The following is a 25,844-nucleotide window of genomic DNA, read 5'->3' as shown; positions in this document are numbered from 1 at the left end:
GGCTATTTTGATTGCAGAGCCTCGGCCAGGCCTGTGACGGAATCCGTTACGATGTCCCAGTCCTCGCTCGCCTCAAAATCCGCCGATTGGTCGACGCCGTATTCGTAGGGTCGGTATAAATAGGCAGTACGCATGCCGTGCGCGCGGGCCGCCGTCAGATCGTCATTATGGGCGGCCGTCATCATCACTTCGCCGGGTTTCAGGCCGAGCAGCGCTATGGCGCCCAGATAGACTTCCGGATCGGGTTTGTAGGCCTTGAAGAGATTGGACGAGAAGACGAAATCCCACGGTATACCGGCGCGTTTCGACATGCTCGACAAAAGAACGAGGCTTCCGTTTGACAGCGGGCCGATCAGATAGTCTGCCTTAAGCCGGATAAGTCCAGGCAGGCAGTCCGGCCAAGGGTCGAGACGGTGCCAGAAAAGGTTCATATCGGCCTTTTCCGCATCGCTCAGCGCGTCCGAGATTTCAAATTCCCCGAGGATTTCATCAAGCCGTTCGCGGTGAATGTCGTCGAGCGCCATCCATGGACGTTCGCCGCTGCGGACCTTCGCCATGCCGGGCACGTAACCGGCCCGCCATGCCCTGGCGAAGGCATCCCAGTCGACGCCCTCGATGCCTTTGTTTTGTGCCAACTGCGCGCCCAGGCGGGCAATGGAGCCGCGCCAGTCGACAATTGTACCGAACGTGTCGAACAGGATCGCCTTGACGCTTTCGGCCATCTTCAAACGCCTCCGTTGCGGATTTCTAGCCCGCCAGCGCCGCTTTCATCTCCTGGCGGCCGCGGTGCAGGATCGGCTCGGTGTAGCCGTTCGGCTGCGCGCGGCTCTTGAGCACCAGTTCGAGCGCCGCATCCATCATGCCTTCTTATCGGAGCAGTTCGACGATTTCGGCATAGCCGTGCTCTTCGGCCAGTTGCAACGGGGTTTTGCCCTGTCGATCGCCTATGGATTTGTCGGCGCCGGCGTCTACGAGCGCCTTCACGATACGAACGTGATCGGGACCGCCATCCCCAAGCACGACCGCTTCAATGAGGGCGGTCCAGTCCAGATTGTTGACATGATCAAGCGGTGCGCCTGCATCGATGAGAATTTGCACGACTTCGACATGACCGAGATGTGACGCCCAAATAAGGGCGGTGCCGTCATATCTGCTGGTCACGTTGCCGGCGCTGGCGCCAAGTTCGAGCGCCAGTGCCAGGAATTCCGGATCGTCTGCGACCGCGGCGATCGTGACGATGTGAAACAGTTGTTGGTCAAGCGCGTTGAGGTCGGCGCCGGCATCGGCCAGTTCCCTGAGCACCGCCTCGTTTGAAGCGAATGCGGCAATGTGGGCGGGTGTGCGGCCCCTCGCATCGCGCATATCCGCGTCCGCACCCGCGGCCAGGAGTTCACGGACGTTTTCGATATCTCCGTCGTGAGCAGCCTTGAGCAGCCCGTCGTAGGCAGCGACTTCCGCCGGACCGGGCGGAACCTGCGCATGGGTTTTGGTGGCGAGCAGGCTTACGCCAACCGCGAACACGAGAAGTGAAAATAGTCTGCTCAATATGCATCTCCTTCGAGATGCTACCTTACGGGTCAAATCCCGCCATTTTGCGGCGATGGCAGGTTTTTCTCCCCCGGGGAACAAGCAGAAAGTCGGACAAGCGGATCTGTTCTGCGCGCGAACCTTGTCAGTGTCCCAAAAGCCCGCACGCCTGTCCTTGAGGTCAAACGACCCCAAGGTCCGCATCTGCAGTTTAGGCGCTTGACGCCGCCATCCAACAGCCGGCTAACCAGCCAGCGCCGCCTTCATCTCCTGGCGGCGGCGGTGCAGGATCGGCTCGGTGTAGCCGCTCGGCTGCGCGCGGCCCTCGAGCACCAGTTCGAGCGCCGCCTGGAACTCGATGGAGCTGTCGAAGTTGCCGGCCATGTTGCGATAGGCCGGATCGCCCTCGTTCTGCTTGTCGACGACGGAGGCCATACGCTTCATCGTCTCGACGATCTGGTCTTCCGCGACGATGCCGTTATGCATCCAGTTCGCCATGTGCTGGGCCGAGATGCGCAGCGTCGCCCGGTCTTCCATCAGGCCGACATTGTTGATGTCGGGCACCTTCGAGCAGCCGACGCCCTGGCCGACCCAGCGCACCACGTAGCCGAGGATGCCTTGCGCGTTGTTGTCCAGTTCGCGCTGGATGTCCTCGTCCGTCCAGTTGGGGCGTTCGGTGACAGGCACCGAAAGGATATCGTCGAGCTTGGCGCGGGAGCGGGTTTTCAGGTTGGCCTGCACCTCGGCCACGTTGACCTTGTGGTAGTGCGTCGCGTGCAGCGTCGCAGCGGTCGGGGAGGGCACCCAGGCGGTGTTGGCGCCGGCCTTCGGGTGGCCGATCTTCTGTTCCAGCATCGCCGCCATCAGGTCCGGCATCGCCCACATGCCCTTGCCGATCTGCGCATGGCCGGAAAGCCCGCATTCAAGGCCGATATCGACGTTCCAGTCCTCATAGGCGGCGATCCACGGCGCCTGCTTCATGTCGCCCTTGCGGATCATCGGGCCGGCCTCCATCGAGGTGTGGATCTCGTCGCCTGTGCGGTCGAGGAAACCGGTATTGATGAAAACGACCCGGTCCTTTGCCGCGCGGATGCATTCTTTCAGGTTGACGGTGGTGCGACGCTCCTCGTCCATGATGCCCATCTTCATGGTGTTGCGGGCCATGCCGAGCGCGTCCTCGACGCGGGCAAAGGATTCCGAGGCGAAGGCGACCTCCTCGGGGCCGTGCATCTTCGGCTTGACCACGTAGATCGAACCCTCGCGCGAGTTGTTGTGGCGCCCGTCCGGGCCGATATCGTGCAGGGCGATCAGGCCTGTGATCATGGCGTCCATCAGCCCTTCGGGCGCCTCGTTCCCGTCGCGGTCGAGGATCGCCGGGTTGGTCATCAGGTGGCCGACATTGCGGATCAGCATCAGCGCCCGACCGGGCAGTGCGAAAGCCTCACCGTCGGGATCCTTGTATTCCCGGTCGGCGTTGAGGCGACGTGTGAACGAGCTGCGCCCCTTGGAGACCTCCTCGGTCAGGTCGCCCTTCATAAGGCCGAGCCAGTTGCGGTAGACAAGGGTTTTGTCCTCCGCATCCACTGCAGCGACGGAATCCTCGCAGTCGACGATGGTTGTCAGCGCCGATTCAAGGATCACGTCCGATATGCCGGCCGCATCCTCGCGACCCACGGCGCTTTCCGGATAGACGATAATTTCGAGGTGCAATCCGTTCTTCTTCAGCAGAATTGTGTGCGGCGCTGCGGCATCGCCGTTGTAGCCGGCAAACTGCGCCGGGTTTTTCAGGCCGCGTGCACTGCCGTCCTGCAGCGTGATCACCAGCTCCCCGTTGTCGACCGCGAGCGCGCTGACCTCGGACCAGCTTCCCTCTATGGGCACCGATTCGTCCAGGAAGGAGCGGGCCCAGGCGATGACCTTGCCGCCGCGGACCCCGTTGTAGCTGCTACCCCGTTCCGCGCCGCCCTCGTCCGGGATCGCGTCGGTGCCGTAGAGCGCGTCGTAGAGCGAGCCCCAGCGGGCATTGGCGGCGTTGAGCGCGTAGCGCGCATTCATCACCGGGACCACGAGTTGCGGTCCGGCAATGCTGGCGATCTCCGGGTCGACATTGTCGGTCTCGATGCCGAACGCGCCGCCCTCCGGCTGCAGATAGCCGATCTCGCGCAGGAAGGCCTTGTAGGATTCGAGATCGGTTGGCGCGCCGTTCTCGCGATACCAGGCATCGATCTGTTCCTGCATGGCCTCGCGGATCGCAAGCAGTTCGCGGTTTCGCGGCGCAAGGTCGTTGATGAGGTCAGACAGCCCCTTGAAGAACGCATCGGCGTCGACGCCGGTACCCGGAAGTGCCTCTTCGGTGAGAAAATCGTGCAGTCCCTGATCGATCGACAGGCCGTGTGCGGTGACCATTGCCATGAGGCGCTCCTTGAAAAGCAGTGACTTAAAACTCGCGCCTGCATCCCATATCCGGCGATTTGATGTCAATTTAACAAAGCTGAGAAAGATTTGTTCCAATTTGGAAAAAATGAGAGGCCCGTCGCCAGGAATGAACCCGCGCAAGCCTATCGATTTGCCCGGCAATTAACGGGAAGCCGCACATCGGCTGATCTCCTAGGAAAGCGGCATTCGCAACAGGAGATCGAACAATGAACAGACTGGAAGGAAAAACCGCCATCGTCACCGGCGCGAGCTCGGGGATCGGCCGAGCCACCGCGCGACTGTTTGCCGACGAGGGCGCCAATGTTGTCATCGCGGCCAGGCGCGGGCGTGAGCTCGACGAACTCTCGGCGGAGATAGCCGCCAGGGGCGGAAACGCCGTTGCGCTCGCCGGTGATGTCCGGGACGCCGCCTATGCGCAGGCCCTTGTGCAACTGGCAACCGAGAACTTCGGCGGCCTCGACATCGCGTTCAACAATGCCGGCACGCTCGGCGCCATGGGGCCTGTCCGCGACGTGTCGCTGGAAGGGTGGCGCGAGACGCTGGACACCAACCTGACAAGCGCCTTCCTGGGCGCCAAGTATCAGGTGCCGGCAATGCGCGCGCGCGGAGGCGGCTCGCTCATCTTTACGTCGACATTTGTCGGGCACGCGATCGGATTTCCCGGCATGGCGGCCTACGCGGCGAGCAAGGCGGGACTGATCGGCCTCGTGCAGGTTCTGGCGGCCGAACACGGTGTCGAGAATATCCGTGCCAACGCCATTCTGCCGGGCGGCACAGACACGCCGATGGGAGCGGCCGTGGCCGACACGCCGGAATCACGGTCCCTCGTTGAAGGCATGCACGCACTCAAGCGCATTGCCGCCCCCGAGGAGATCGCATGGTCGGTGCTGCATCTCGCATCCGATGAGTCAAGTTTTGTAACCGGTGCGGCAATCAGCGTGGACGGCGGTATCTCGATCAGTCGAACCTGATCGGGCAAAGGAAGGATCCGGTCACGGGGCGCTCACGCTTGCGTGACCGGTCGGCAATGGAATTATTGCGATTTATACGTTAAATTCGTGTCATGAGGGGATTTGTATTTGTTTTTGTGCTGTGTACGCTAGTTTTGGCCCAACTGGCCGCTGCGTTGACACCGGCGTCAGCCGCCCGTGCGACGGTCTCCGCCATGGTGCAGACCGATGACGCCAGCAAGCCGGTCGTCCTGACGGAACCGCGGGACACGTGCTGTTTCTACACATTGATGAAGCGCATGAAACGGGCCGGATCCTGCGGCGCCGATTGCACTTATCTGCCAGTCCAGACCGACATCCGTTTCGTCAAGCCCGTTGCCGTTTACGCCGGGAGCGAACCGCATCCAGCGGCGTTGCCCGGCAACCACAAGCTGTTGCGCCCGCCCATTTCATGACTTGCCAGCCGGAGCGAAGAACAACGCTCCACCCCTGTCCAATGTCAATGAAACGGGATGAGACCCATGATCAGCAGACGAAATCTATTGCTTGCTTCGGTGGCTTTTCTGGTGGCCCAGAGAGCAGGGACCGCTGCCGCCCACCATTCCAAGAGATACAGGAACTTCAAGGTTCACCCGCGCTACAAGCCCCAGATGGTACGTTTCAAGGGATACGAGGCCGGCACCATTGTCGTCGATCCGCGAAATCACTTTCTCTATCTGGTCGTCTCGCCGCAAAGGGCGCGCCGCTATGGCGTCGGCGTCGGCAAGGCGGGCTTGCGGTTCAAGGGCGTGGCCTCCATCCAGCGCAAGGCCAAATGGCCAAGCTGGCGGCCGACCGATAATATGATCCGGCGCGAGCCGCGAAAATATGCCCGCTATGCAAAGGGCGTTCCGGGCGGCCCCAACAATCCGCTCGGCGCCCGCGCGCTCTACCTCTACCGGGGCGGGCGCGACACCTATTACCGCATCCACGGCACCACCCAGCCCGACACGATCGGCCGCTCGGTGTCCAATGGCTGCATCCGCATGGTCAACGACCATGTCATCGATCTTTATGAGCGCGTGCCGCTGGGGACGAAGGTCGTCGTGATCTAGCCGGTGTCATGAAAGCGACAGCCGCATGACGCGGCGCCATTTTCCGGCTCGTCCCACATGCCTGAAGCCGGCCTTTTCAAAGGCCGGCACACGTCCCATGAACCCGTAGCTCGGTGAGTCCTTCTCGACAGGATAGGCTTCGATGGTGCCGGCGCCGCGCTGGCGGGCCTCCGCGATCGCGGCGCCGATCAGGCCTTCCGTCATGCCCTGTCCCCGAAACTCGCGTTTGACGAAGAAGCAGGCGATCGACCAGACCGACCCGTCACCCTCGTGATCGCCCGGCCCGCCAAGTTTTCGGTAGGACGGGCGCGGTGCGACGGAACACCAGGCCACCGGTTGTTTTTCCGCATAGGCGATGATGCCGATCGGCGTCCCTTCGCTCACCTGCGCCCGCAGCGCGGCTTTGAGCGATGCCTTGCCCTTGTCCGCCGGTTTGCGGCGCCAGGCCATGCACCAGCAGTAATGCGGGCCGCCGCGCGCTTCGAAGAGAGCTTCGAGATCCGTCCAGCGCGTGTTGTCGACCGCCAGATATTCAACCTGATTGCAGGTCATGATCCGGTTTACAATTCCTTTGCGTGCACGATCACTGTTTTATCGCACGATCCGCGGTCGCCCGTCGGCCGTGGCGATGACCCGCGCCTCGACCAGGCTGCGGATTCCCTCGATCTCGGGCGCCTTGACGATTTCCCTCAAGCTCACGACCGGCTCGTCCGCGCCGGCAGCGAGGGCCTCATCGTGGGCCGCGGTCTCGGCGATTGCGCGCGCACGGTCCATCGCCTCGTCCTCGTTGAGGAACCGCTCGCTCAGCCCCGCGCCGTTGACCGCGAAGACATCCTCCTGCGGCGTGGTGACGAACACGATCACCGTCGAGCGGACATGGCCGACCACGGCGCCGATGGCATTGGCGACGTCGGCATCGTCGGGGATGGCGCTGTCGCTGGAGAGCATCGCCGCGATATCCGGATAATAGCTGGCCGCCGACGCGCCGAGGCCGACAAGCGGCCGGTCGAGCGTCAGGTGGAAGCGGACAATGCCGTGGACGCGCTCGAGTGCCCGGTCGACCGAGCGCGAGTTTGCGGCATCGATCCGCGTTTCTCCCTCCTCGGCAAGGCAGGCCGAAAGGATCACCTCGCAGGACTGCCGCGTCAGCCGGTCGACCGTCATCTGCGCCAGTTCCTCGGCGCTTTCGGCGACCGGCTTCCCGGCGCCGCTCTTGCGCCGCGCCAGGAGCCGTGCGCCGAGCACCGCGGCGTCGCCGTTCCAATTGCTTTGGCGTTTCAGCACATGCATGGCATCGGAGGGCGTGAAACCGGCGACATGCACGAGGCCGCGCGCCACGAGCCTGTCGAGCGTCGCCTTTTGCGACGCCGAACTCAAAAGTCTGTCGAGCGGTATGAGTGCTTCAGTGAGCCGGTCGAACAGCGCCCGCTCCTGGGGCTGAAGCCCGGTCGCGAACCGTTCGGGAACGCCGGTCCGGCAGGCAAATCGCCCGTCAAGGCGCCCGGCGTGGCCGGTATCCAGCTGCCGCTCGAGCGCGGCGATCACCGCCGCAGCGTCGATATGGGCGGCCAGGCTGAGTGGCATCAGCCGGCGCGGGCCGAGCTCCAGCCGCGTCTCCAGCCCGGTCTCGCTGACATGCACCTCCGAATCGCCGCCGAGGCCGAACGTGTGCATCGCCACGGCCTGGACCATGGTGCGGAAGCCGCCGACCACGGCGCCGTCCGGGTCAAGCCGCGGCAGGCCGTCCTCGAGGATGGCCACGTCCGTTGTCGTGCCGCCGATGTCGGAGACCACCGCATCGCTCATGCCGGTCAGGTGCCTTGCCCCGACGAGGCTCGCCGCCGGGCCGGACAGGATCGTCTCGATCGGGCGCTGGCGGGCGATGGTGGCCGCGATCAGCGCGCCGTCGCCGCGCACCACCATCAGCGGTGCCGTGATGCCGCACCTTGAAAGATGCCCCTCCGTCGCGTCGATCAGCCGGTCGATCATGGCGACGAGCCGTGCATTGAGAAGCGTTGTCAGCGCCCGGCGCGGGCCGCCGAGCTTGGAGGATAACTCGTGGCTGCAGGTCACCGGAAGACCGGTGCGGGCGCGGATGAAATCGCGCACCGCGATCTCGTGCGCCGGGTTGCGCACGGCGAAATAGCCGGCGACGGAAAAGGCGGCCACCTCCTCTTTCAGCGTGTCGATCTGCGCTTCCAGCGGGCCCATATCCAGCGGGGTTTCCCTGCCGTGCACATTGTGGCCGCCGGGCAGGAAGGCGACCGGATCGCCGCCGAGCGCTTCGGCAAGCCCGTCGCGTTTGAGATCCTCTTCCTGGAATCCGATCATGACGAGCGCGACGCGCCCGCCCTGTCCCTCGACGAGCGCGTTTGTCGCAAGCGTCGTCGAAAGGGAGACGAGCTCGACATCCTCGACCGCCGTGTCGCCTGCCGCAAGGACCCCGGAGACCGCCTCGCCGATCCCCACGGCAAGGTCGTGGCGGCTGGTCAGCGCCTTGGCCTTGGCGAGAACGCCGTTTTCGCGGCTGTAGAGCACGGCGTCGGTATAGGTGCCCCCGGTGTCGATCCCCAGAAACATCAGATATCTCCTAGGGCCAGAAATAAAGGCCGATCAGGCCGGCCGTTCCGACCACGATGCGCCACCAGGCAAAGAGCGCGAACCCGTAGCGGGATACGAAGTCGAGCAGCGAGCGCACGACGATCACGGCGGTGATAAACGCCGCGACAAAGCCAACCGCGATCACCGTCACGTCGTCGGCCGAGAGCTGATTGTAGTTCCTGTAAAGGTCATAGGTGAAGGCGCCGGCCATGGTCGGCATGGCCAGAAAGAACGAGAACTCCGCCGCCGAGCGCTTGTCGGTGCCGAGCAGCAGCGCGCCGGCGATGGTGGCGCCCGACCGCGAGGTACCGGGGATCATCGCCAGACACTGGATGAGGCCGATCTTGAAGGCGAGCGCCAGCGGAAAGTCCATCACGTCCGTGTAGCGCGCCGGCCTCTTGATGCGGTCCACCGCCATCAGCACGAAACCGCCGATGATCAGCACGATGCAGATCAGCAGCGGCGTTTCGAAGAGCACCGTTTTGATGAAACTGTAGGCGATGACGCCGATCACGGCCGCCGGCAGGAAGGCGAGCACGATCGCGAAGACGAACCGCCGTGCCCGGCGGTCGGTCGGGAAGGCCAGAAGAAGCTGCCAGAGCCGTGTGAAATAGACAGAAAGGATCGCCAGGATCGCGCCGAGCTGGATCAGCACCTCGAACGTCTTGCCGGTCGATTCGAAGCCCAGGAAATGGCCCGCGAGCAGCAGGTGGCCGGTGGAGGAAACGGGCAGGAATTCGGTCAGGCCCTCGATCAGGCCGAGCAAGAGAGCGCCGATGATCGTCTGTTCAGCCATCCATACCCCTGTGCTCAGCCCCGATTTTGCGATGAAACCGCGCCGGACCGGCGCCGTGCGACTCTCCGCTGCGCATCTTGTTCAAACGCTTTCATTTGAACAAGATGCGCTCTATAGCTTTTTCGCCCGTTTTTGCCAGATATTTTTAGCGAATCAGCTTTGCAGACGAGATTGAGAAGGCATGCCGACCCTTTATCACCACCCGATGTCCGCCGCATCCCGATTCGTCAGGCTGGTGCTCAGCGAATATGATCTTGAGGCCGACCTGGTCGAGGAGCGCCCCTGGGAGCAGCGGCCGGATTTCCTGGCCCTCAATCCGGCGGCGACATTGCCCGTCTATGTCGACGATTCGCTGCAGGCGGTCTGCGGCGCCACGGTCATTTCCGAGTTCATCGACGAGGTTTTCGGGGTCTTCAAGCGCGACCGGCGGCTCCTTCCGGACGAACCGTTCCGGCGCGCCGAGGTGCGCCGCCTGACCGAGTGGTTCCTCGTCAAGATGGAGCAGGACGTCACCCGCTACCTGGTGCGCGAGCGCGTCTTCAAGCTGCTCATGCCGAAGGAGAACGGCGGCGGCGCGCCCGATTCCAAGGCACTGCGCGCCGCACGCGCCAACATACACCAGCATATGCGCTATCTCGACTGGCTGACCGCCAGCCGCGACTGGCTCGCCGGAAACACGATGAGCTACGCCGATTTCGCCGCCGCCGGCGCGCTTTCCGCGCTCGACTATCTCGGCGAGATCAAGTGGGGCGAGACCGCCAATGCCAAGGAGTGGTACCAGCGCATGAAGTCGCGCCCCTGCATGCGCCCGCTGCTGGCCGATCGCGTTTCCAGGATCGCCCCGGTTTCGCAATATGCGGATCTGGATTTTTGAACAATGTCGGCGCATCCCCAAACCCCGTCAAAGGCGGAAAGGCTGAAGGCCTTTCTGGTCGGGGAAGCGCGCGCCGCCGGCTTTGATATCGCCCGTATCGTCGCGCCGGATGCCATCGGGGACTTCGCACCTTCCGGCCTCGATGCCTATCTGGAGGCCGGCCGCCACGGCACCATGACGTGGATGGAGGAGACGCGGGACCGGCGCTGCGATCCGCGGGTCCTGTGGCCGCATACCCGTTCCATCCTGATGCTCGGCATGAATTACGGGCCCGATCGCGATCCGCTGGAGGTGCTGGCGCGGCGCGACAGGGCGGCGATTTCGGTCTATGCGCAGAACCGCGACTATCACGACCTGATCAAGGGCAGGCTGAAGGGCATTGCCGGCCGCTTTGCGGCGCGTGCCGGGGCCGACGTCAAGGTGTTCGTCGATACCGCGCCGGTGATGGAAAAGCCGCTTGCCGAGAAGGCCGGTGTCGGCTGGCAGGGCAAGCACAGCAACCTCGTCAGCCGCGACTTCGGGTCCTGGCTCTTCCTCGGCTCCATATTCACCACAAAGGTACTGCCGCCCGATCCGCCTGAGAGCGACCATTGCGGGTCCTGCCGCGCATGCCTCGATATCTGCCCGACGGACGCCTTCCCGGCGCCCTATCAGCTCGATGCGCGGCGCTGCATCTCGTATCTGACAATCGAGCACAAGGGGCCGATCCCGCATGAATTCCGCGCCGCCATGGGCAACCGCATCTTCGGCTGTGACGACTGTCTTGCCGTGTGCCCCTGGAACAAGTTCGCCAGCGACGCGCGCGAGGCCAAGCTGCGGGCGCGCGACGATCTGAAGGCGCCGCGGCTTGCCGACCTCGCCGGGCTTGACGATGCCGCATTCCGTGCGCTGTTTTCCGGCTCGCCGGTCAAGCGTATCGGACGTAACCGGTTCATCCGCAATGTGCTGATCGCCTGTGGAAACTCCGCCGACCCGTCGCTGGCGGACATCTGTCGCCGAAACCTCGACGACGACAGCCCCGAGGTGCGCGGTGCCGCGGTCTGGGCGCTTTCGCGCCTTCTCGGCCCCGATGCTCTTGCGTCCCTGAGAGCCCGTGCGGCCGATGAATCGGATGACACGGTGCGCGACGAATGGCATAGAGCCCTGGCAATGTAACAGGAAGTCGAGGCGATGCGTCTTTTCATCTTCGGCGCCGGCTATTCCGGCCGGGCGATTGCAAAGGAACTGGCCGGCCGGGCCGAATGGACGGGCGGGACCAGCCGCAGTGCGGACAATTTTCCCGCACTCGACGCAATCGGCATCGACCCGTTCCTGTTTGATGGAAAGGACCTGGCCAAAGACCTTGAGACCGCGCTTGCCGGCGTCACCCACCTGATCCAGTCCATCGCGCCGGACGAGGACGGTGATCCGCTGCTGCGGCTGGCCGGATCCGGTCTGCGGCGGCTGATGCCGGAACTCGAATGGGCGGGCTATTTGTCGACGGTCGGCGTCTACGGCGATCACGGCGGGGCCTGGGTTGACGAGCAAACCGACTGCAAGCCGGTGTCGCGCCGCTCTCTCGACCGTCTCGACGCCGAAAGGGCATGGCAATCCGCACTGCGCGAAACCGGCGTTCCGGCGGCTGTCCTGCGGCTCTCCGGGATTTACGGCCCGGGCCGCAACGCCTTCGTCAATATAGACCGTGGAAAGGCCCGCCGCCTGGTCAAGCCCGGCCAGGTCTTCAACCGCATCCACGTCGCCGACATTGCCGGCGCGACCGCGCATCTGATCGATCAGCGCGCCGGCGGCATCTGGAACGTCACCGATGATCTGCCGGCCCCGCCGCAGGACGTGGTCGTTTATGCCTGCCGGAAAATGGGCGTCGAACCGCCGCCCGAAATCGATTTCGAGACCGCCGATCTGTCGCCGATGGCGCGGTCCTTCTATGGCGAATGCAAGAGGGTCTCCAACCGCAAGGTGAAAGGCAGCGGTTATGGCCTGCGCTATGCAGACTACCGCGCGGCCCTGGATGCGCTCTGGCGGGACGGCAACTGGGCCGGGTCGAGCGAGTCGTGATGTTCTCTTGGCCGGGCGGGTGCTTTGTGCGACCATCGCCGCAAAGCCGTTGGGAAATCATGAATTGGGGAGGATCCGCGATGCTTGGATGGCTGAGACACCTTGCGACCGTTTTTGCTGCAGTGCTCCTGGTGGCGGTTGCGTACGGCACCGTGCACGCCGCCGAAAAGACCATACTTTTCCGGGTTGACGGCAAGTCGGTCGTCGGAACCCTCGAAACGCCGGACAATGCGACCGGACCGGCTCCTGTCGTCCTGATGCTGCACGGCTTTACCGGCTCGCGCGACGAGCTTCCCGTCAAGGACACCGATGAGGGTGTGTTTGCGCGCACGGCCCGCCAGTTGGCGGAAAACGGCTATGCCAGCCTGCGTATCGATTTCCGCGGCTCGGGCGAGAGCCAGGGCGCCTGGGAAGACACCACATTCTCCGGCCAGATTGCCGACGCCGTGGCGGCGATCGACTGGCTGAAGAACAGCCGGGATGTGGACGGCGACAACATCTCGATCCTCGGCTGGAGCCAGGGCGGGCTGATCGCCGCGCACGCCGCGGCCGAGCGGCCTGAAGTCAAATCGGTCGTCCTTTGGGCGCCGGTGACCAATCCGCTCGCCACCTATACGGGCCTGCTCGGCAGCGACACCGTGATGAAGGCCATTGCCGGGGAGCCCGAGACGCCGCATACCGTGAAGCTGCCCTGGGGCGTCGACACGACGCTCAAGGGTGCCTTCTACCAGGAGCTGCCGGTCACCAGCCCGGCGGCCGCCATCTCGGCCTATGAAGGCCCCCTGATGGTCATCGTCGGCACGAAGGACACGCTGGTCGTGCCGCAGCCGGCGGCCGGTCAGGTCCTGTTGAACTATCATCCCGGCAAGCAGCAGCTCGTCGTCTTCGAGACCGACCATGTCTGGGACGCCTTTTCCGGCCCGGTGACGCTCGACGGCCAGATGATACCGACGACGCTGAAATGGCTCGAGGAAAACCGCTAGACCGCGGCCCGCTCTAAACGGGCGCACCGCCCAGATGCGCCAGCAGCTCGGTCACGTTGCTGGCGTTGAACTTCTTCAACAGCCGTGAGCGGTAATATTCGACGGTGCGCGGCGATATGCCGATGAGGCGGGCGATCTCCTTGCTCGTCTTGCCGCCCAACAGGTGCGTGACGATCTGTCGCTCGCGCGCCGACAACTCCAGCAAGGGCCTGTGTTCCGAGATATCGGCATAGCTCAAAATCGCCCTTTGCAGCGGCTCGTCCGGGGTAAGACTGTGGGCCCTGAAGCGGCACCAGAACAGGCTGCCGTCCTTGCGCGGCATGATCCGCTCGTCGGTGTACTGGCCGCCGACCTTCAGGGTCTGCAGGCCGATATCGCGGATCTGCTCGAAGTCGTCATTGGACGCGTATAGCACCCGGAAGGACTGGCCGATCAGCTCGTCCTTCTCGTAGCCGAAAATGTCGGCGAAGGTCCGGTTGCAGGCGCGGATGATACGGTTTTCCGTCAACACGAGCCCGATCGGCGCGTTGTCGAACGCCAGGTCGCACAAGGTGCGGTAATCGGGGTCATCCGGTTTCGGACTGTTCGGCACTTCGTAATCCTACGGTATTGCGGCAACCGGCATCTGCCGGAAATATTTGTTTCTTGTACTGAAATTCAACGGGTTTGCGTAGGGGTACGATGTCATGAGCGAGGCCGGTGTGGCGGTGGCAGCCTTTACGGATGAGATCACGGCGCGTCGCGACGAGCTGATCGCGCTGACCCAGGACCTCATCCGCATTCCCACGCTCAATCCGCCCGGCGAGGCCTATCTCGAAATCTGCGAGTATCTTGCCGCCCGCCTGCGGGCGCGCCGCTTCGAGATCGAGATGGTCAGGGCCTTCGGTACGCCCGGCGACAGCGACAAGTATCCGCGCTGGAACGTCGTCGCCCGCCGCGAGGGCCGGATGCCGGGTGCCTGCGTGCATTTCAACTCGCACATCGATGTCGTCGAGGTCGGCCACGGCTGGACCACCGATCCCTTCGGCGGCGAGCTGATCGACGGCAAGATCTACGGGCGCGGCTCCTGCGACATGAAGGGCGGGCTTGCCGCATCGATCATTGCCGCCGAGGTGTTCATCGACACCCATCCGGATTTTGCCGGCGCCGTCGAGATCTCCGGCACCGCAGACGAGGAAACCGGCGGTTACGGCGGTGTCGCCTATCTCGCGGAAAAGGGTTTCTTCGACCCGGAACGGGTCCAGCACGTCATCATCCCGGAGCCGCTCAACAAGGACCGTGTCTGCCTCGGTCACCGCGGTGTGTGGTGGGCGGAAATCGAGACCAAGGGCCACATCGCCCACGGCTCCATGCCGTTCCTCGGCGATTGCGCGGTGCGTCACATGGGCGCCGTTCTTCAGGAGTTCGAGACCAGCCTCTATCCGGCGCTGGCCCAGAAGCGCACCGCCATGCCCGTGGTCCCGGAAGGGGCGCGGCAGTCGACGATGAACATCAACTCGATGCATGGCGGACAGGCCGAGCCGGAACCCGACTTTACCGGATATCCCTCGGCCTGCGTCCCCGATTCCTGCCGCATGATCATCGACCGGCGCTATATCATCGAGGAGAACTCCGACGAGGTCCGCCAGGAGATGATTGATCTTCTGGACAAGGTCAGCGCCGAGCGCGAAGGATTTTCCTACGATTTGCGGGAATTGTGGCATGTCAGCCCGACCATGACCGACGAGAATGCGCCGGTTGTCCGCTCGGTATCCAAATCAATCGAGAAGGTGCTCGACAAGAGCCCCGAATACGTCGTTTCACCGGGAACCTACGATCAAAAACACATCGATCGCATCGGCCGGCTGAAGGATTGCATCGCCTACGGGCCGGGAATTCTGGATCTGGCGCACCAGCCGGACGAATATGTCGGCGTCGACGATATGATCGATTCGGCCAAGGTCATGGCCTTGTCGTTGAAGGACCTGCTCGGCGCTTGATGTGCCGCAGTGCAAAAACTATGGTCGCGGTGAATAACAGGGAACCGTAACTGGAGGAAAAACGATGACATCAGCTTTTAAGGCGCTGGCTTTCGCGGGAGCACTCGCGGTCTCGACCGCGCTTTCGCCGGCCGCTTTCGCGGCCAAGACGGACATCACGGTCGGCGCCCAGCTCGAGCCGCCGAATCTCGATCCGACATCCGGCGCGGCGGGAGCGATCGACACGGTCACCTATTCCAACATCTTCGAAGGCCTGACCCGATTCGGCCCCGACGGCAGCATCAATCCGGGGCTTGCCGAATCCTGGACGATTTCCGACGACGGCAAGGTCTACACATTCAACCTGCGCAAGGGCGTTAAGTTCCATGACGGGTCGGACATGACCGCCGACGACGTCAAATTCTCACTTGAGCGCATCGGCGCGGAAGAATCGACCAATGCGCAAAAGGCGCTCTATGCCGATATTGAATCGGTGGAAGTCGTCGATCCGCACACCGTCAAGGTGACGCTGTCCAAGCCGAACGGCAGCATGCTCTTCAACCTGGCCTGGGGCGATGCCGTGGTCGTCGCGCCCGAGACCATCGCCAACAACGCCACCAACCCGGTCGGGACCGGCGCCTTCGTCTTCAAGGACTGGGTCCAGGGCGACCGCGTCGAACTGGAGCGCAATCCCGATTACTGGGGCGAGCCGGCGAAGCTTGAAAAGGTGACGTTCAAGTTCATTTCCGACCCGAACGCGGCCTTCGCCGCCGTCATGGCCGGCGATGTCGATGCCTTCATGCCGTTCCCGGCGCCCGAGAACCTGCCGCAATTTGCAGCCGATCCCCGCTTCCGGGTGATCGCCGGTTCGACGGAAGGCGAGACCATCCTGTCGACCAACAACAAGATGCCGCCGCTGGACAATCCCAAGGTGCGCGAGGCCATCGCCCACGCGATCGACCGCCAGGCGATCATCGACGGAGCCATGTTCGGATACGGGACGCCGATCGGCACCCATTTCGCGCCGCACCACCCGTCCTATCTCGACCTGACGGCGCAGTCGAACTACGACCCGGAAAAGGCCAAGGCACTGCTCGCCGAGGCCGGCCATCCGGACGGCTTCAAGACGACGCTGAAGCTGCCGCCGCCGTCCTATGCGCGCCGTGGCGGCGAGATCATCGCCTCGCAGCTGCGCGATATCGGCATCGAGACCGAGATCAGCAACCTGGAATGGGCGCAGTGGCTTGAGCAGGTGTTCAAGGGCAAGGACTACGGGCTGACAATCGTCTCCCACACCGAGCCTTTCGACATCGGCATCTACGCCCGTCCGGAATACTACTTCCAGTATGACAGCCCGGAGTTCCAGAAGATCATCGAGGATCTCAACAACACGGCCGACCCGGAAGAGCGCGACCGGCTGGTCAAGGAAGCCCAGAAGAAGATCGCCGACGACTATGTCAACGGCTACCTCTTCCAGCTTGCCAATACCGGCGTCGTCAACGCCAAGCTGCAAGGCGTCTGGGAAAATGCCCCGACCCAGGCAGCCGACATGACCTCGGTCTACTGGGAAGACTGATCCGCAACAGACCGGGAGCCGCGCTGCGGCTCCCGTCGCCATCGTGACGAATTCGAACCGGTTCCATGCTTCCCTACACGATCAAACGGCTGGTCTCGCTGACCATCAGTCTCATGGCTGCGAGCCTGGTGATCTTTTTCGTCATAGAGGTGGTGCCGGGCGACCCGGCATCCTTCATGCTCGGGCTCAACGCGTCGCCGGAAACGGTCGCGGCGCTTCGTGACAGCCTCGGACTGAACGCGCCGGCGCCGGTCCGCTACTGGCAATGGATCACCGGCCTCGTGCAGGGCGAGTTCGGCATCAGCTACACCTACAAGGTGCCGGTAAGCGAACTGATTGCCGACCGGTTCTGGGTGTCGATGCCACTGGCCATCTATGCGCTGGTCCTGTCGACGGCGATTGCCTTCCCGGTGGGCGTTATTGCCGCCGCCAAGCGCAATTCACCGACCGATGTCTCGATCATGGGCGTGACCCAGCTCGGCGTTGCGGTCCCGAACTTCTGGTTCGCGATGCTTCTCGTCCTCTTGTTCGCGATTTCGCTGCGCTGGTTTTCCGCAGGCGGCTTTCCGGGGTGGGAGGCCGGATTCCTCGCCTGCATGAAGGCGCTGACCCTGCCGGCTATCGCGCTCGCCCTGCCGCAGGCGTCGATCCTTGCCCGCGTCATGCGCTCCTCGCTGCTCGACACGCTCGGCGAGGATTTCGTCCGCACCGCAAGGGCCAAGGGGCTGACCCGGCGCCAGGCGCTCTGGCGCCACGCGCTCAGGAACGCGCTGATCCCGGTCCTGACCATCATCGGGCTGCAGTTTTCCTTCCTGCTCGCCGGCGCGATCATCATCGAGAACGTATTCTTCCTGCCCGGGCTCGGCCGGCTGGTGTTCCAGAGCATCACCCAGCGTGATCTCATCGTCGTCAAGAGCGTCATCTTCCTTCTCGTCTTCGCGGTCATCCTCGTCACCTTCATCGTCGACGTCACCTACGCCATCGTCGATCCGAGGCTGCGGAGGGCGCGCACGTGAGCGATCTCAAAGTCGAGCCCTCGCTGCGCATGGGCATGGTGCTTGCCGCGTTGCGCACCCCGAGCTTCCTGATCGGGCTGGCGCTGACGCTCGTCTTCCTGTCCGCCGCGCTGCTTTCCTTCGTCTGGACGCCCTATGACGTCACCGACCTCGAAATCGCCAACAAGCTGAAGACGCCTTCGGCAACCCACTGGTTCGGAACCGACGCCTTCGGCCGCGATATCTTCTCCATGGTCATGATCGGCGCGCGGACCTCCATTGCCGTCGCCCTGATCGCCGTCGGCATCGGCATCGTGATCGGCGTGCCGCTCGGCCTGCTGGCGGCGGCCCGGCACGGCGCGCTGATCGACGAGGTCGTCATGCGCGCCAACGATCTCGTCTTCGCCTTCCCGGCGCTTCTGATGGCGATCATGATCACCGCCGTGTTCGGCCCGAGCGCCGTCAACGCGATCATCGCCATCGGGATTTTCAACATTCCCGTCTTCGCCAGGCTGTCGCGCGGCGCCGCCCTGTCGCTCTGGCAGCGTGACTATGTGCTCGCCGCCCGTGTTTCCGGCAAGGGCCGCACGCTCATCTCCGCCGAGCACATCCTGCCCAACATCACCAATCTCCTGATCGTCCAGGGCACGATCCAGTTCTCCCTCGGCATCCTCGCCGAGGCGGGCCTTGCCTATGTCGGCCTCGGCACGCAGCCGCCACTGCCGAGCTGGGGCCGCATGCTCTCCGAAGCGCAGACGATGATCTATATCGCGCCGCACCTGGCGATCTTTCCGGGCCTTGCCATTGTCTTCACCGTTCTCGGGCTCAACCTGATGGGCGACGGGCTGCGCGATATCTTCGATCCAAAGCTCAGGCGGGCGCGCTGATGGCCTTGCTGGAAATCGAAAAGCTGAATCTTTCGATCAAGGGCACACCTATTTTGCGTGACGTCGGCCTCGGCGTTGATTCGGGTGAGGTGCTGGGCGTCGTCGGCGAATCGGGATCGGGCAAGTCGATGACCGCCATGGCGATCATGCAGCTGCTTCCGGTCGGCACCGAATGGAGCGGCGCCATCCGCCTCGGCGGAAAGGCGCTGGAGACCTTCGGCGAGAAGGACATGTGCGCTTTGCGCGGCAACGATATCGGCATGGTCTTCCAGGAACCGATGACGGCGCTCAACCCGGTGCAGACCATCGGCGACCAGGTGGCCGAGACGATCCTGGTGCATTCCGGCAAGTCGCGGCGCGAGGCCCGGCGCATCGCCCGTGAAGCGCTCAACCGAGTCGGTCTTCCCGAGGACCGGTTCCCGCTCAGCCGCTACCCGCACGACCTTTCGGGCGGCCAGCGCCAGCGCGTGGTCATCGCCATGGCCATAGCCCTGCGGCCCAAGCTGCTGATCGCCGACGAGCCGACGACGGCGCTGGATGTGACGACGCAGGCGCAGATACTCAAGCTCTTGAAGAAGCTGGTCGACGAGGACGGCATGGGGCTTATCCTGATTACCCATGATCTGGCGGTCGTGGCCGACATGGCGGACCACATCGCCATCATGAAGGACGGCGAGGTGGTCGAGGCCGGAGACACGCTGACCCTGTTCCGCAAGATGAGCCACCCTTACACAAAATCGCTGTTCGAGGCATCGAGCCACGTTCCCTCGCGCAGCCCGGTGCATGTGCCGGGGCGCGGCAAGCCGGTCATCGAGGTTTCCGGCGTCGTGCGCGACTATCCGCTGCCGCGCCGTTCGCTGTTCGCCGCGCCCGGCCATTTTCGCGCGGTCGACCATGTCTCGCTGGCCATCCGGCGGGGCGAGAATGTCGGTCTGGTCGGCGAGAGCGGCTGCGGGAAGTCGACTCTGACGCGCGCCATCCTGGCACTGGACCCGGTCCAGTCCGGAGAGATCAGGCTGAACGGCGGTGTCTTCTCGACCCATGGACACGGGCCGGATCGCGATATGCGCCGCCGGGTCCAGGTGGTTTTCCAGGATCCCTACAGCTCGTTCAATCCGCGCCACCGGGTCGACCGGCTGATCACCGAGCCGTTCTTCCTGCTCGACGAGCAGCCGGATCCGCCGGAACGGCGCCGCCGCATCAACGAGGCCCTCGTCAATGTCGGGCTCCAGCCATCCGATTCGCAAAAATACATCCATGAGTTCTCCGGCGGCCAGCGCCAGCGCATCGCGATCGCCCGCGCCTTGATCATCGAGCCGTCATTGATCGTCCTCGACGAGGCCGTTTCGGCGCTCGATGTATCGATCAGGGCGCAGATCCTGGATCTTCTGGCCGATCTGTCCGACCGCCTCGCTATTTCCTATCTTTTCATATCGCATGACCTGTCGGTGGTGCGCGCCATCACCGACCGGGTTTTGGTCATGAAATCGGGTAAGGTGGTCGAGGAGGGCCTGACGGAGGACGTGTTCCGCAATCCGCGGCATCCCTACACCCAGGAACTGCTGGCGGCGACGCCGGTGCTCGACGAGGCGCTGAAGGCCCGCGAGGCGCGCGCTGCGGCAAACGGATCGGGAGCATCCTCATGAATTTGCGCGAAAGGCTGGGTTTCGATCCGGCCAGTGTCTTTATCGCAGGCGAATGGGCCGCGCCGGCCGGCGGACGCACGCTGGCGCTGGAAAATCCGTCCACCGGCGAAACCGTCGGTGAAATCGCCCGCGGCGAAGCCGCCGACATCGACCGGGCGGTCGGTGCGGCGCAAGCCGCCCTCAACGGTGAGTGGGGCGCGCTGACCGCGCTGGAGCGCGGCCGCATCCTGACCCGCATGGGCCAGCTTGTCCTTGAGAATGTCGAGCTTTTGACCGAGCTTGAGGCCGCGGACGTCGGCAAGCCGCTTTCCCAGGCCCGCAATGACGCGATCGCTCTGGCCCGTTACCTGGAGTTCTACGGCGGCGCGGCCGACAAGGTGCACGGACAGACGATCCCCTATCTCGACGGCTACACGGTCTACACGCTGCGCGAGCCGCATGGCGTCACCGGGCACATCGTGCCGTGGAACTACCCGATGCAGATCATCGGCCGCTCTGTGGGCGGGGCGCTCGCCATGGGCAATGCCGCCGTTCTCAAGCCGGCCGAGGAGGCCTGCCTGACGGCGCTCGCCTTCGCCCAGATCGCAAACGAGGCCGGATTGCCGAAGGGCGCGCTCAACGTCGTGCCCGGGCTGGGCGAGGAGGCCGGCGCGGCTCTGACGGCCCATGCGGGCGTCAACCACATCTCGTTTACCGGATCGGTCGGCGTCGGATCGCTGGTCCAGGCCGCCGCTGCGGCGAATGTGGTTCCCGTCACGCTCGAGCTCGGCGGCAAGTCGCCGCAGCTTGTCTTCGACGATGCCGATATCGACAAGGCGCTGCCGTTTCTCGTCAATGCCGGCATCCAGAACGCCGGCCAGACCTGCTCGGCGTCGTCGCGTATTCTCGTGCAGCGGGGCGTCTACGACGACGTTGTCGCGCGCATGGCCGAACGCTATGCCGGCCTGCGTGTCGGGCCGGCCGCCGGGGACCTGGATGTCGGGCCGCTGATCTCCGCCCGCCAGAAGGAGATCGTCACCGGTTTTCTGGACCTCGCCCGGCAGGACGGCCTGACGATCGCTGCGCGCGGCAGCCTGGCCGGTGACGCGCCCGCCGGAGGGCATTATGTCGAGCCGACGCTGGTCGCCGGTGTTTCGCCCGGTCACCGGCTTGCCCGGGATGAGATCTTCGGCCCGGTTCAGGTGGTCATTCCGTTTGACGACGAGGACGAGGCCGTTGCCATTGCAAACGGCACCGACTACGGCCTTGTCGCGGGCGTTTGGACGTGCGACGGCGGCCGCCAGATGCGCCTTGCCAGGAAAATCCATGCCGGACAGGTGTTCATCAACAATTACGGTGCCGGCGGCGGCGTCGAGCTGCCTTTCGGCGGCATGGCGAAATCCGGCCACGGCCGGGAAAAGGGATTCGAGGCGCTGTACGGGTTTTCCGTCTTGAAGACCGTCGCCGCCCATCACGGATAGGAAGTTCGCGGAGGAAACGACATGAGACTGGACGGCAAGACCGCCATTGTGACCGGCGGTGCCTCGGGGTTCGGTGCCGGCATCGCCAGCAAGTTCATTGCCGAAGGCGCCCGCGTCATGGTTGCCGACATCAATGGTGAAGCAGCGGACAGCTTTGCCGGGGAACTGGGCGGCGGTGCCGTCGCCCAGGCCGTCGACGTCTCGGATTCGATCAGCGTCGAAGCGATGGCGGATGCGGCACTCGCAGCCTTCGGCCACGTCGACATTCTGGTCAACAATGCCGGCATCACCCATCTTCCGACGCCGCTCGAAGAGGTCACCGAAGAGGAATTCGACCGCGTGCTCGCCGTCAACGTCAAATCCGTCTACCTGACGGCCCGGTCCATCGTGCCGCAAATGAAGCAGCGCGGCAGTGGCGCCATATTGAACGTGGCATCGACGGCCGGTGTGAGCCCGCGCCCGAAGCTCAACTGGTACAACGCCTCGAAGGGCTGGATGATCACCGCCTCCAAGACCATGGCGGTCGAACTCGCGCCGCACGGCATCCGCGTCAACGCAATCTGTCCGGTTGCCGGCGAGACGCCGCTGCTGAAGAGCTTTCTCGGCGAGGACACGCCCGAGATGCGGGCGAAATTCCTGTCGACCATTCCCATCGGCCGCTTCTCGACCCCCGAGGATATGGGCAATGCCGCCTGTTACCTGTGTTCGGACGAAGCATCCATGGTCACCGGCGTTGCGATGGAAGTCGACGGCGGCCGCTGCATCTGACGGACGGGCGCCGGTCGGCTGACCGGCGTCCTTTAGCCTTTAGTCCAATAGACGACTGTTCGGTCACCTTTTTCGAGCCGGCTATCCTGTTCAGGCTTGACACAATGTGGCTGTGCTGGCTCCATTGAATTAGACGAATTCAAAATTGGTGCCGCGGGATCCCCGCGCGTGCCCAATGATTGCATACCGGTCCGGTGCACACGGCTCTTGTCAAACGGCCGCACCGCCGTAAATGCAAATCCAACGGCATAAGATCCATGCCGAAGCGTATCTGGGAGGAGTTAGATGGCAAGCATATCGATGACTGTGAACGGTCGCGAGGTCAGCGGCGATGCCGAGGACCGAACGCTACTGGTTGAGTTTCTGCGGAACAATCTTGGTCTGACCGGAACGCATGTCGGATGCGACACGTCGCAATGCGGCGCCTGCGTCGTTCATGTCGACGGCGAGGCGGTCAAGTCGTGCACGATGCTGGCCGCCCAGGCCGCGGGATCGGCAGTCACTACAATCGAGGGTCTTGCGGCCGGCGGTGAACTGCACCCGGTTCAAAAGGCGTTCCATGAGAATCACGGCCTGCAATGCGGTTTCTGCACGCCGGGAATGATCATGGCGGCGACGGACATGATCCGCCGTCACGGCGCGTCCCTTGACGAAAAGACCGTGCGCGAAGAGCTCGAGGGCAATATCTGCCGCTGCACCGGTTACCACAATATCGTCAAGTCCATCCTGGCCGCCGCCAACGAAATGGGCGGCGCGCAGCAGGCTGCCGAATAAGGTCAATTTACGCGGAGCGGCCGGCCGGTCTTCAGGGTAGACCCCTGGAAATGCGCGGGGGAGCGCGCATCGCCCGGATCCGGCAACGCCCGCCGAACGGAGGAATTTTCCAATGGGTGCTGAAGGAATTGGCGCAAGGATTGCGCGCAAGGAAGACAAGCGTTTCATCACCGGCAAGGGCCGCTATACGGACGACATGGTGGTTCCGGGCATGAAGCACGCGATGTTCGTGCGCAGCCCGCACGCGCATGCGAAGATCAACGGCATCGACAAGAGTGCGGCGCTTGCCGTGCCCGGTGTCATCGACGTCCTGGACGGACAACAGCTGACGGAAGACGGCATCGGCAGCCTCATCTGCGGTTGGGCGATCACTTCCAAGGACGGCTCGCCGATGAATATGGGCGACTGGCGTCCGCTGGCAACCGGCAAGGTCCGTTACGTCGGCGATGCCGTCGCGATCGTCGTTGCCGACACACGGGCCCAGGCCCGCGAGGGCGCCGAAAAGGTGGAAGTGGACTACGAAGAGCTGCCGTCGGTCACCGATTCCACGGCGGCGATTGCCGAGGGCGCACCGCAGATCCATGAAAACGCGCCCGGAAACCAGATCTTTGACTGGGAACTCGGTGACAGCACGACGGTGGATGCTGCACTTGCCAGTGCGGCGCATATCACCGAGATGGACGTCGTCAACAACCGGCTGATCCCCAACGCCATGGAGCCGCGTGCGGCGCTCGGCCACTACAATTCGGCCGAAGATCACTACACCTGCTGGACGACATCGCAGAACCCGCATGTCGCCCGCCTTGTGATGAGCGCCTTCTACAACGTCGCGCCGGAAAACAAGCTGCGGGTGATCGCGCCGGATGTGGGCGGCGGCTTTGGTTCCAAGATCTACATCTATCCCGAGGAAATCGTCTGTCTCTGGGCGTCCAAGCGCACCGATGTGCCGGTCAAATGGGTGGCAGACCGGACCGAATCCTTCATGTGCGATGCCCACGGCCGCGACCACGTGTCGAACATCAAGATCGCCTTTGATTCGGAAAACCGCATCACGGCCATCAAGGTCGATACGCTGGCCAATATCGGCGCTTATATGTCGCTGTTTTCATCGGCCACGCCAACCTATCTGTACGCGACCCTGTTGTCGGGCCAGTACAACGTTGCGAACATTCATGCGAATGTCCGAACGGTCTACACCAACACCGCACCGGTCGATGCCTATCGCGGCGCGGGACGTCCTGAAGCCTGTTATCTGATCGAGCGGGCGATGGAGACGGCGGCGCGCGAACTTGGCGTCGACCCGGCGGAACTGCGGCGCAAGAACTTCATCACGGAGTTTCCGCACCAGACCCCGGTCATCATGGCCTATGACGCCGGCGATTTCGGAGCCTCTCTCGATGCCGCGATGCAGGCGGCCGATTACAGCGGCTTTGCCGCCCGCAAGGCGGAAGCGGCGGGACGCGGCAAGCTGCGCGGCATCGGCTTGAGTTGCTATATCGAGGCTTGCGGCATCGCACCGTCCCAGGCGGTCGGATCGCTGGGCGCCGGCGTCGGCCTGTGGGAATCGGCCGAGGTCCGGGTCAACGCGGTCGGCACGATCGAGGTGCTGACCGGCTCGCACAGCCACGGCCAGGGCCATGAGACAACCTTCGCACAGCTTGTCGCGGACCGGCTCGGTGTGGGCATCGACACGGTCTCCATTGTCCATGGCGACACCGACAAGGTGCAGATGGGCATGGGAACCTACGGCTCCCGTTCCGGCGCCGTGGGCATGTCCGCGATCTCGGTCGCGCTCGACAGGGTCGAGGCGAAGGCCAAGAAGATCGCCGCACATCTTCTCGAGGCCGATGAGGCGGATATCGTCATTGAGGGCGGTGAACTGAAAGTGGCGGGAACCGACAAGACCCTGCCCTGGTTCCAGATGGCGCTTGCCGCCTACACGGCGCACAATCTGCCCGAAGGAATGGAACCCGGACTGAAGGAGACGGCGTTTTTCGACCCGGCCAACTTCACGTTCCCGGCCGGCTGTTACATCTGCGAGGTGGAGGTCGACCCCGACACCGGCGTGACGGACGTCATCCAGTTCGTCGCCGCGGATGATTTCGGCACCATCATCAATCCGATGATTGTCGAAGGGCAGGTGCATGGCGGCGTGGCCCAGGGTATCGGCCAGGCGCTGCTCGAGGGCTGCGCTTACGATCCGCAGTCCGGGCAGTTGCTGACCGCCAGCTACATGGACTACACCATGCCACGGGCCGACGACCTTCCGTCCATTGACGTATCGACCACCAAGACCGAGAGCCCGTCGAACCCGCTGGGCATGAAAGGTTGCGGCGAGGCCGGAGCCATCGGTTCTCCGCCGGCGGTGATCAACGCCATCACGGATGCGATCGGCAACAACGATCTGACCATGCCCGCGACGCCGCAGGCGGTGTGGGCGGCGATCAACGGCTGAGTTCGCAGA

At 63.9% G+C, this 25,844-nt stretch carries 23 protein-coding genes; 16 read left to right on the top strand and 7 right to left on the bottom strand.

Features of this window, described 5'->3' with window-relative positions; genetic code table 11:
- Positions 1–2 precede the first annotated feature (2 nt).
- The 3 genes from E4M07_RS07675 to E4M07_RS07665 form a co-directional block, all read right to left on the bottom strand.
- Entirely contained in the window at positions 3–722 is a 720-nt protein-coding gene (locus E4M07_RS07675) for a haloacid dehalogenase type II (protein ID WP_136657731.1), read from the bottom strand.
- 145 nt (positions 723–867) lie between these two features.
- Positions 868–1,545 (bottom strand): ankyrin repeat domain-containing protein, encoded by a 678-nt coding sequence (locus E4M07_RS07670; RefSeq protein WP_246660389.1) that lies wholly within the window; start codon positions 1,543–1,545, stop codon positions 868–870.
- Positions 1,546–1,770: 225 nt separating this feature from the next.
- A complete protein-coding gene (locus tag E4M07_RS07665; protein ID WP_136657729.1) occupies positions 1,771–3,939 on the bottom strand; it encodes a malate synthase G in 2,169 nt (722 codons plus the stop codon).
- Between the two features lie 230 nt (positions 3,940–4,169).
- On the opposite strand from E4M07_RS07665, the gene E4M07_RS07660 reads away from it, so the two are divergent.
- The 3 genes from E4M07_RS07660 to E4M07_RS07650 all read left to right on the top strand — a co-directional run bounded on the left by E4M07_RS07660 (position 4,170) and on the right by E4M07_RS07650 (position 6,007).
- A complete protein-coding gene (locus tag E4M07_RS07660; RefSeq protein WP_136657728.1) occupies positions 4,170–4,934 on the top strand; it encodes an SDR family oxidoreductase in 765 nt (254 codons plus the stop codon).
- Positions 4,935–5,089: 155 nt separating this feature from the next.
- Positions 5,090–5,368 (top strand): hypothetical protein, encoded by a 279-nt coding sequence (locus E4M07_RS07655; protein WP_136657727.1) that lies wholly within the window; start codon positions 5,090–5,092, stop codon positions 5,366–5,368.
- 195 nt (positions 5,369–5,563) lie between these two features.
- Positions 5,564–6,007 carry a L,D-transpeptidase gene (locus tag E4M07_RS07650; protein ID WP_246660422.1) on the top strand — a complete coding sequence of 148 codons (444 nt, stop codon included), beginning with the start codon at positions 5,564–5,566 and terminating at the stop codon, positions 6,005–6,007.
- 6 nt (positions 6,008–6,013) lie between these two features.
- On the opposite strand, the gene E4M07_RS07645 is transcribed toward E4M07_RS07650, so the two are convergent.
- Genes E4M07_RS07645 through E4M07_RS07635 form a run of 3 tightly spaced genes read right to left on the bottom strand, consistent with a single transcriptional unit; the run spans position 6,014 to position 9,404 of the window.
- Positions 6,014–6,559, bottom strand: a complete 546-nt coding sequence (locus E4M07_RS07645) for a GNAT family N-acetyltransferase (protein WP_136657725.1) — start codon at positions 6,557–6,559, stop codon at positions 6,014–6,016.
- Between the two features lie 39 nt (positions 6,560–6,598).
- Positions 6,599–8,587: a hydantoinase/oxoprolinase family protein gene (locus E4M07_RS07640; RefSeq protein ID WP_136657724.1), complete on the bottom strand. Its 1,989-nt coding sequence runs from the start codon at positions 8,585–8,587 to the stop codon at positions 6,599–6,601.
- A gap of 10 nt (positions 8,588–8,597) precedes the next feature.
- The gene (locus E4M07_RS07635) at positions 8,598–9,404 is read right to left on the bottom strand and encodes an undecaprenyl-diphosphate phosphatase (protein ID WP_136657723.1); all 807 of its coding nucleotides are present in this window, start codon (positions 9,402–9,404) and stop codon (positions 8,598–8,600) included.
- A gap of 181 nt (positions 9,405–9,585) precedes the next feature.
- Between E4M07_RS07635 and E4M07_RS07630 the strand changes: the two genes are divergently transcribed.
- The 4 genes from E4M07_RS07630 (at position 9,586) to E4M07_RS07615 (ending at position 13,316) form a co-directional block, all read left to right on the top strand.
- On the top strand, positions 9,586–10,278 hold the full coding sequence (locus tag E4M07_RS07630; protein WP_136657722.1) for a glutathione S-transferase family protein: 693 nt from the start codon (positions 9,586–9,588) through the stop codon (positions 10,276–10,278).
- A gap of 3 nt (positions 10,279–10,281) precedes the next feature.
- A complete protein-coding gene (queG, locus tag E4M07_RS07625) occupies positions 10,282–11,433 on the top strand; it encodes a tRNA epoxyqueuosine(34) reductase QueG (protein ID WP_136657721.1) in 1,152 nt (383 codons plus the stop codon).
- 15 nt (positions 11,434–11,448) lie between these two features.
- Positions 11,449–12,333 (top strand): SDR family oxidoreductase, encoded by an 885-nt coding sequence (locus E4M07_RS07620; RefSeq protein ID WP_136657720.1) that lies wholly within the window; start codon positions 11,449–11,451, stop codon positions 12,331–12,333.
- Positions 12,334–12,413: 80 nt separating this feature from the next.
- Positions 12,414–13,316, top strand: coding sequence for an alpha/beta fold hydrolase (locus tag E4M07_RS07615; RefSeq protein WP_136657719.1), 903 nt, complete (start codon positions 12,414–12,416; stop codon positions 13,314–13,316).
- A gap of 13 nt (positions 13,317–13,329) precedes the next feature.
- On the opposite strand, the gene E4M07_RS07610 is transcribed toward E4M07_RS07615, so the two are convergent.
- Complete coding sequence (locus tag E4M07_RS07610; RefSeq protein ID WP_206057198.1) at positions 13,330–13,908, bottom strand: LuxR C-terminal-related transcriptional regulator; 579 nt, start codon at positions 13,906–13,908, stop codon at positions 13,330–13,332.
- Positions 13,909–14,002: 94 nt separating this feature from the next.
- Between E4M07_RS07610 and E4M07_RS07605 the strand changes: the two genes are divergently transcribed.
- From E4M07_RS07605 to E4M07_RS07565, 9 genes are all read left to right on the top strand, one after another.
- A complete protein-coding gene (locus tag E4M07_RS07605) occupies positions 14,003–15,295 on the top strand; it encodes an acetylornithine deacetylase/succinyl-diaminopimelate desuccinylase family protein (RefSeq protein WP_136657718.1) in 1,293 nt (430 codons plus the stop codon).
- A 64-nt stretch (positions 15,296–15,359) separates the two neighbouring features.
- The gene (locus E4M07_RS07600) at positions 15,360–16,850 is read left to right on the top strand and encodes an ABC transporter substrate-binding protein (protein WP_136657717.1); all 1,491 of its coding nucleotides are present in this window, start codon (positions 15,360–15,362) and stop codon (positions 16,848–16,850) included.
- A 65-nt stretch (positions 16,851–16,915) separates the two neighbouring features.
- Entirely contained in the window at positions 16,916–17,866 is a 951-nt protein-coding gene (locus E4M07_RS07595) for an ABC transporter permease (RefSeq protein WP_136657716.1), read from the top strand.
- Between the two features lie 29 nt (positions 17,867–17,895).
- On the top strand, positions 17,896–18,732 hold the full coding sequence (locus E4M07_RS07590; RefSeq protein WP_169054175.1) for an ABC transporter permease: 837 nt from the start codon (positions 17,896–17,898) through the stop codon (positions 18,730–18,732).
- Positions 18,732–20,378, top strand: a complete 1,647-nt coding sequence (locus tag E4M07_RS07585) for a dipeptide ABC transporter ATP-binding protein (protein ID WP_136657715.1) — start codon at positions 18,732–18,734, stop codon at positions 20,376–20,378. Before E4M07_RS07590 ends, E4M07_RS07585 begins: the two co-directional genes overlap by 1 nt.
- Entirely contained in the window at positions 20,375–21,838 is a 1,464-nt protein-coding gene (locus E4M07_RS07580; RefSeq protein WP_136657714.1) for an aldehyde dehydrogenase family protein, read from the top strand. Before E4M07_RS07585 ends, E4M07_RS07580 begins: the two co-directional genes overlap by 4 nt.
- Before the next feature lie 21 nt (positions 21,839–21,859).
- Complete coding sequence (locus tag E4M07_RS07575) at positions 21,860–22,606, top strand: SDR family oxidoreductase (RefSeq protein ID WP_136657713.1); 747 nt, start codon at positions 21,860–21,862, stop codon at positions 22,604–22,606.
- A gap of 285 nt (positions 22,607–22,891) precedes the next feature.
- Positions 22,892–23,380, top strand: a complete 489-nt coding sequence (locus tag E4M07_RS07570) for a (2Fe-2S)-binding protein (RefSeq protein ID WP_136657712.1) — start codon at positions 22,892–22,894, stop codon at positions 23,378–23,380.
- 112 nt (positions 23,381–23,492) lie between these two features.
- Complete coding sequence (locus tag E4M07_RS07565) at positions 23,493–25,835, top strand: xanthine dehydrogenase family protein molybdopterin-binding subunit (protein ID WP_136657711.1); 2,343 nt, start codon at positions 23,493–23,495, stop codon at positions 25,833–25,835.
- Positions 25,836–25,844 lie beyond the last annotated feature (9 nt).

This window comes from Nitratireductor sp. XY-223 (assembly GCF_004959855.1).
Lineage (GTDB): Bacteria > Pseudomonadota > Alphaproteobacteria > Rhizobiales > Rhizobiaceae > Hoeflea_A.
Note: the sequence above shows the minus strand (reverse complement) of the source record. Positions and strands in the feature narration are given on the sequence as shown.

Bases quoted from the DNA above. Each gene is read 5' to 3' on its own strand.
- E4M07_RS07630 (WP_136657722.1), top strand. From the start codon at position 9,586: ATGCCGACCCTTTATCACCACCCGATGTCCGCCGCATCCCGATTCGTC.
- E4M07_RS07595 (WP_136657716.1), top strand. From the start codon at position 16,916: ATGCTTCCCTACACGATCAAACGGCTGGTCTCGCTGACCATCAGTCTC.
- E4M07_RS07650 (WP_246660422.1), top strand. From the start codon at position 5,564: ATGGTACGTTTCAAGGGATACGAGGCCGGCACCATTGTCGTCGATCCG.
- E4M07_RS07645 (WP_136657725.1), bottom strand. From the start codon at position 6,559: ATGACCTGCAATCAGGTTGAATATCTGGCGGTCGACAACACGCGCTGG.
- E4M07_RS07605 (WP_136657718.1), top strand. From the start codon at position 14,003: ATGAGCGAGGCCGGTGTGGCGGTGGCAGCCTTTACGGATGAGATCACG.
- E4M07_RS07620 (WP_136657720.1), top strand. From the start codon at position 11,449: ATGCGTCTTTTCATCTTCGGCGCCGGCTATTCCGGCCGGGCGATTGCA.
- E4M07_RS07660 (WP_136657728.1), top strand. From the start codon at position 4,170: ATGAACAGACTGGAAGGAAAAACCGCCATCGTCACCGGCGCGAGCTCG.
- E4M07_RS07675 (WP_136657731.1), bottom strand. From the start codon at position 722: ATGGCCGAAAGCGTCAAGGCGATCCTGTTCGACACGTTCGGTACAATT.
- E4M07_RS07640 (WP_136657724.1), bottom strand. From the start codon at position 8,587: ATGTTTCTGGGGATCGACACCGGGGGCACCTATACCGACGCCGTGCTC.
- E4M07_RS07575 (WP_136657713.1), top strand. From the start codon at position 21,860: ATGAGACTGGACGGCAAGACCGCCATTGTGACCGGCGGTGCCTCGGGG.
- E4M07_RS07565 (WP_136657711.1), top strand. From the start codon at position 23,493: ATGGGTGCTGAAGGAATTGGCGCAAGGATTGCGCGCAAGGAAGACAAG.
- E4M07_RS07615 (WP_136657719.1), top strand. From the start codon at position 12,414: ATGCTTGGATGGCTGAGACACCTTGCGACCGTTTTTGCTGCAGTGCTC.
- E4M07_RS07585 (WP_136657715.1), top strand. From the start codon at position 18,732: ATGGCCTTGCTGGAAATCGAAAAGCTGAATCTTTCGATCAAGGGCACA.
- E4M07_RS07590 (WP_169054175.1), top strand. From the start codon at position 17,896: ATGGGCATGGTGCTTGCCGCGTTGCGCACCCCGAGCTTCCTGATCGGG.
- queG (WP_136657721.1), top strand. From the start codon at position 10,282: ATGTCGGCGCATCCCCAAACCCCGTCAAAGGCGGAAAGGCTGAAGGCC.
- E4M07_RS07635 (WP_136657723.1), bottom strand. From the start codon at position 9,404: ATGGCTGAACAGACGATCATCGGCGCTCTCTTGCTCGGCCTGATCGAG.
- E4M07_RS07570 (WP_136657712.1), top strand. From the start codon at position 22,892: ATGGCAAGCATATCGATGACTGTGAACGGTCGCGAGGTCAGCGGCGAT.
- E4M07_RS07600 (WP_136657717.1), top strand. From the start codon at position 15,360: ATGACATCAGCTTTTAAGGCGCTGGCTTTCGCGGGAGCACTCGCGGTC.
- E4M07_RS07580 (WP_136657714.1), top strand. From the start codon at position 20,375: ATGAATTTGCGCGAAAGGCTGGGTTTCGATCCGGCCAGTGTCTTTATC.
- E4M07_RS07665 (WP_136657729.1), bottom strand. From the start codon at position 3,939: ATGGCAATGGTCACCGCACACGGCCTGTCGATCGATCAGGGACTGCAC.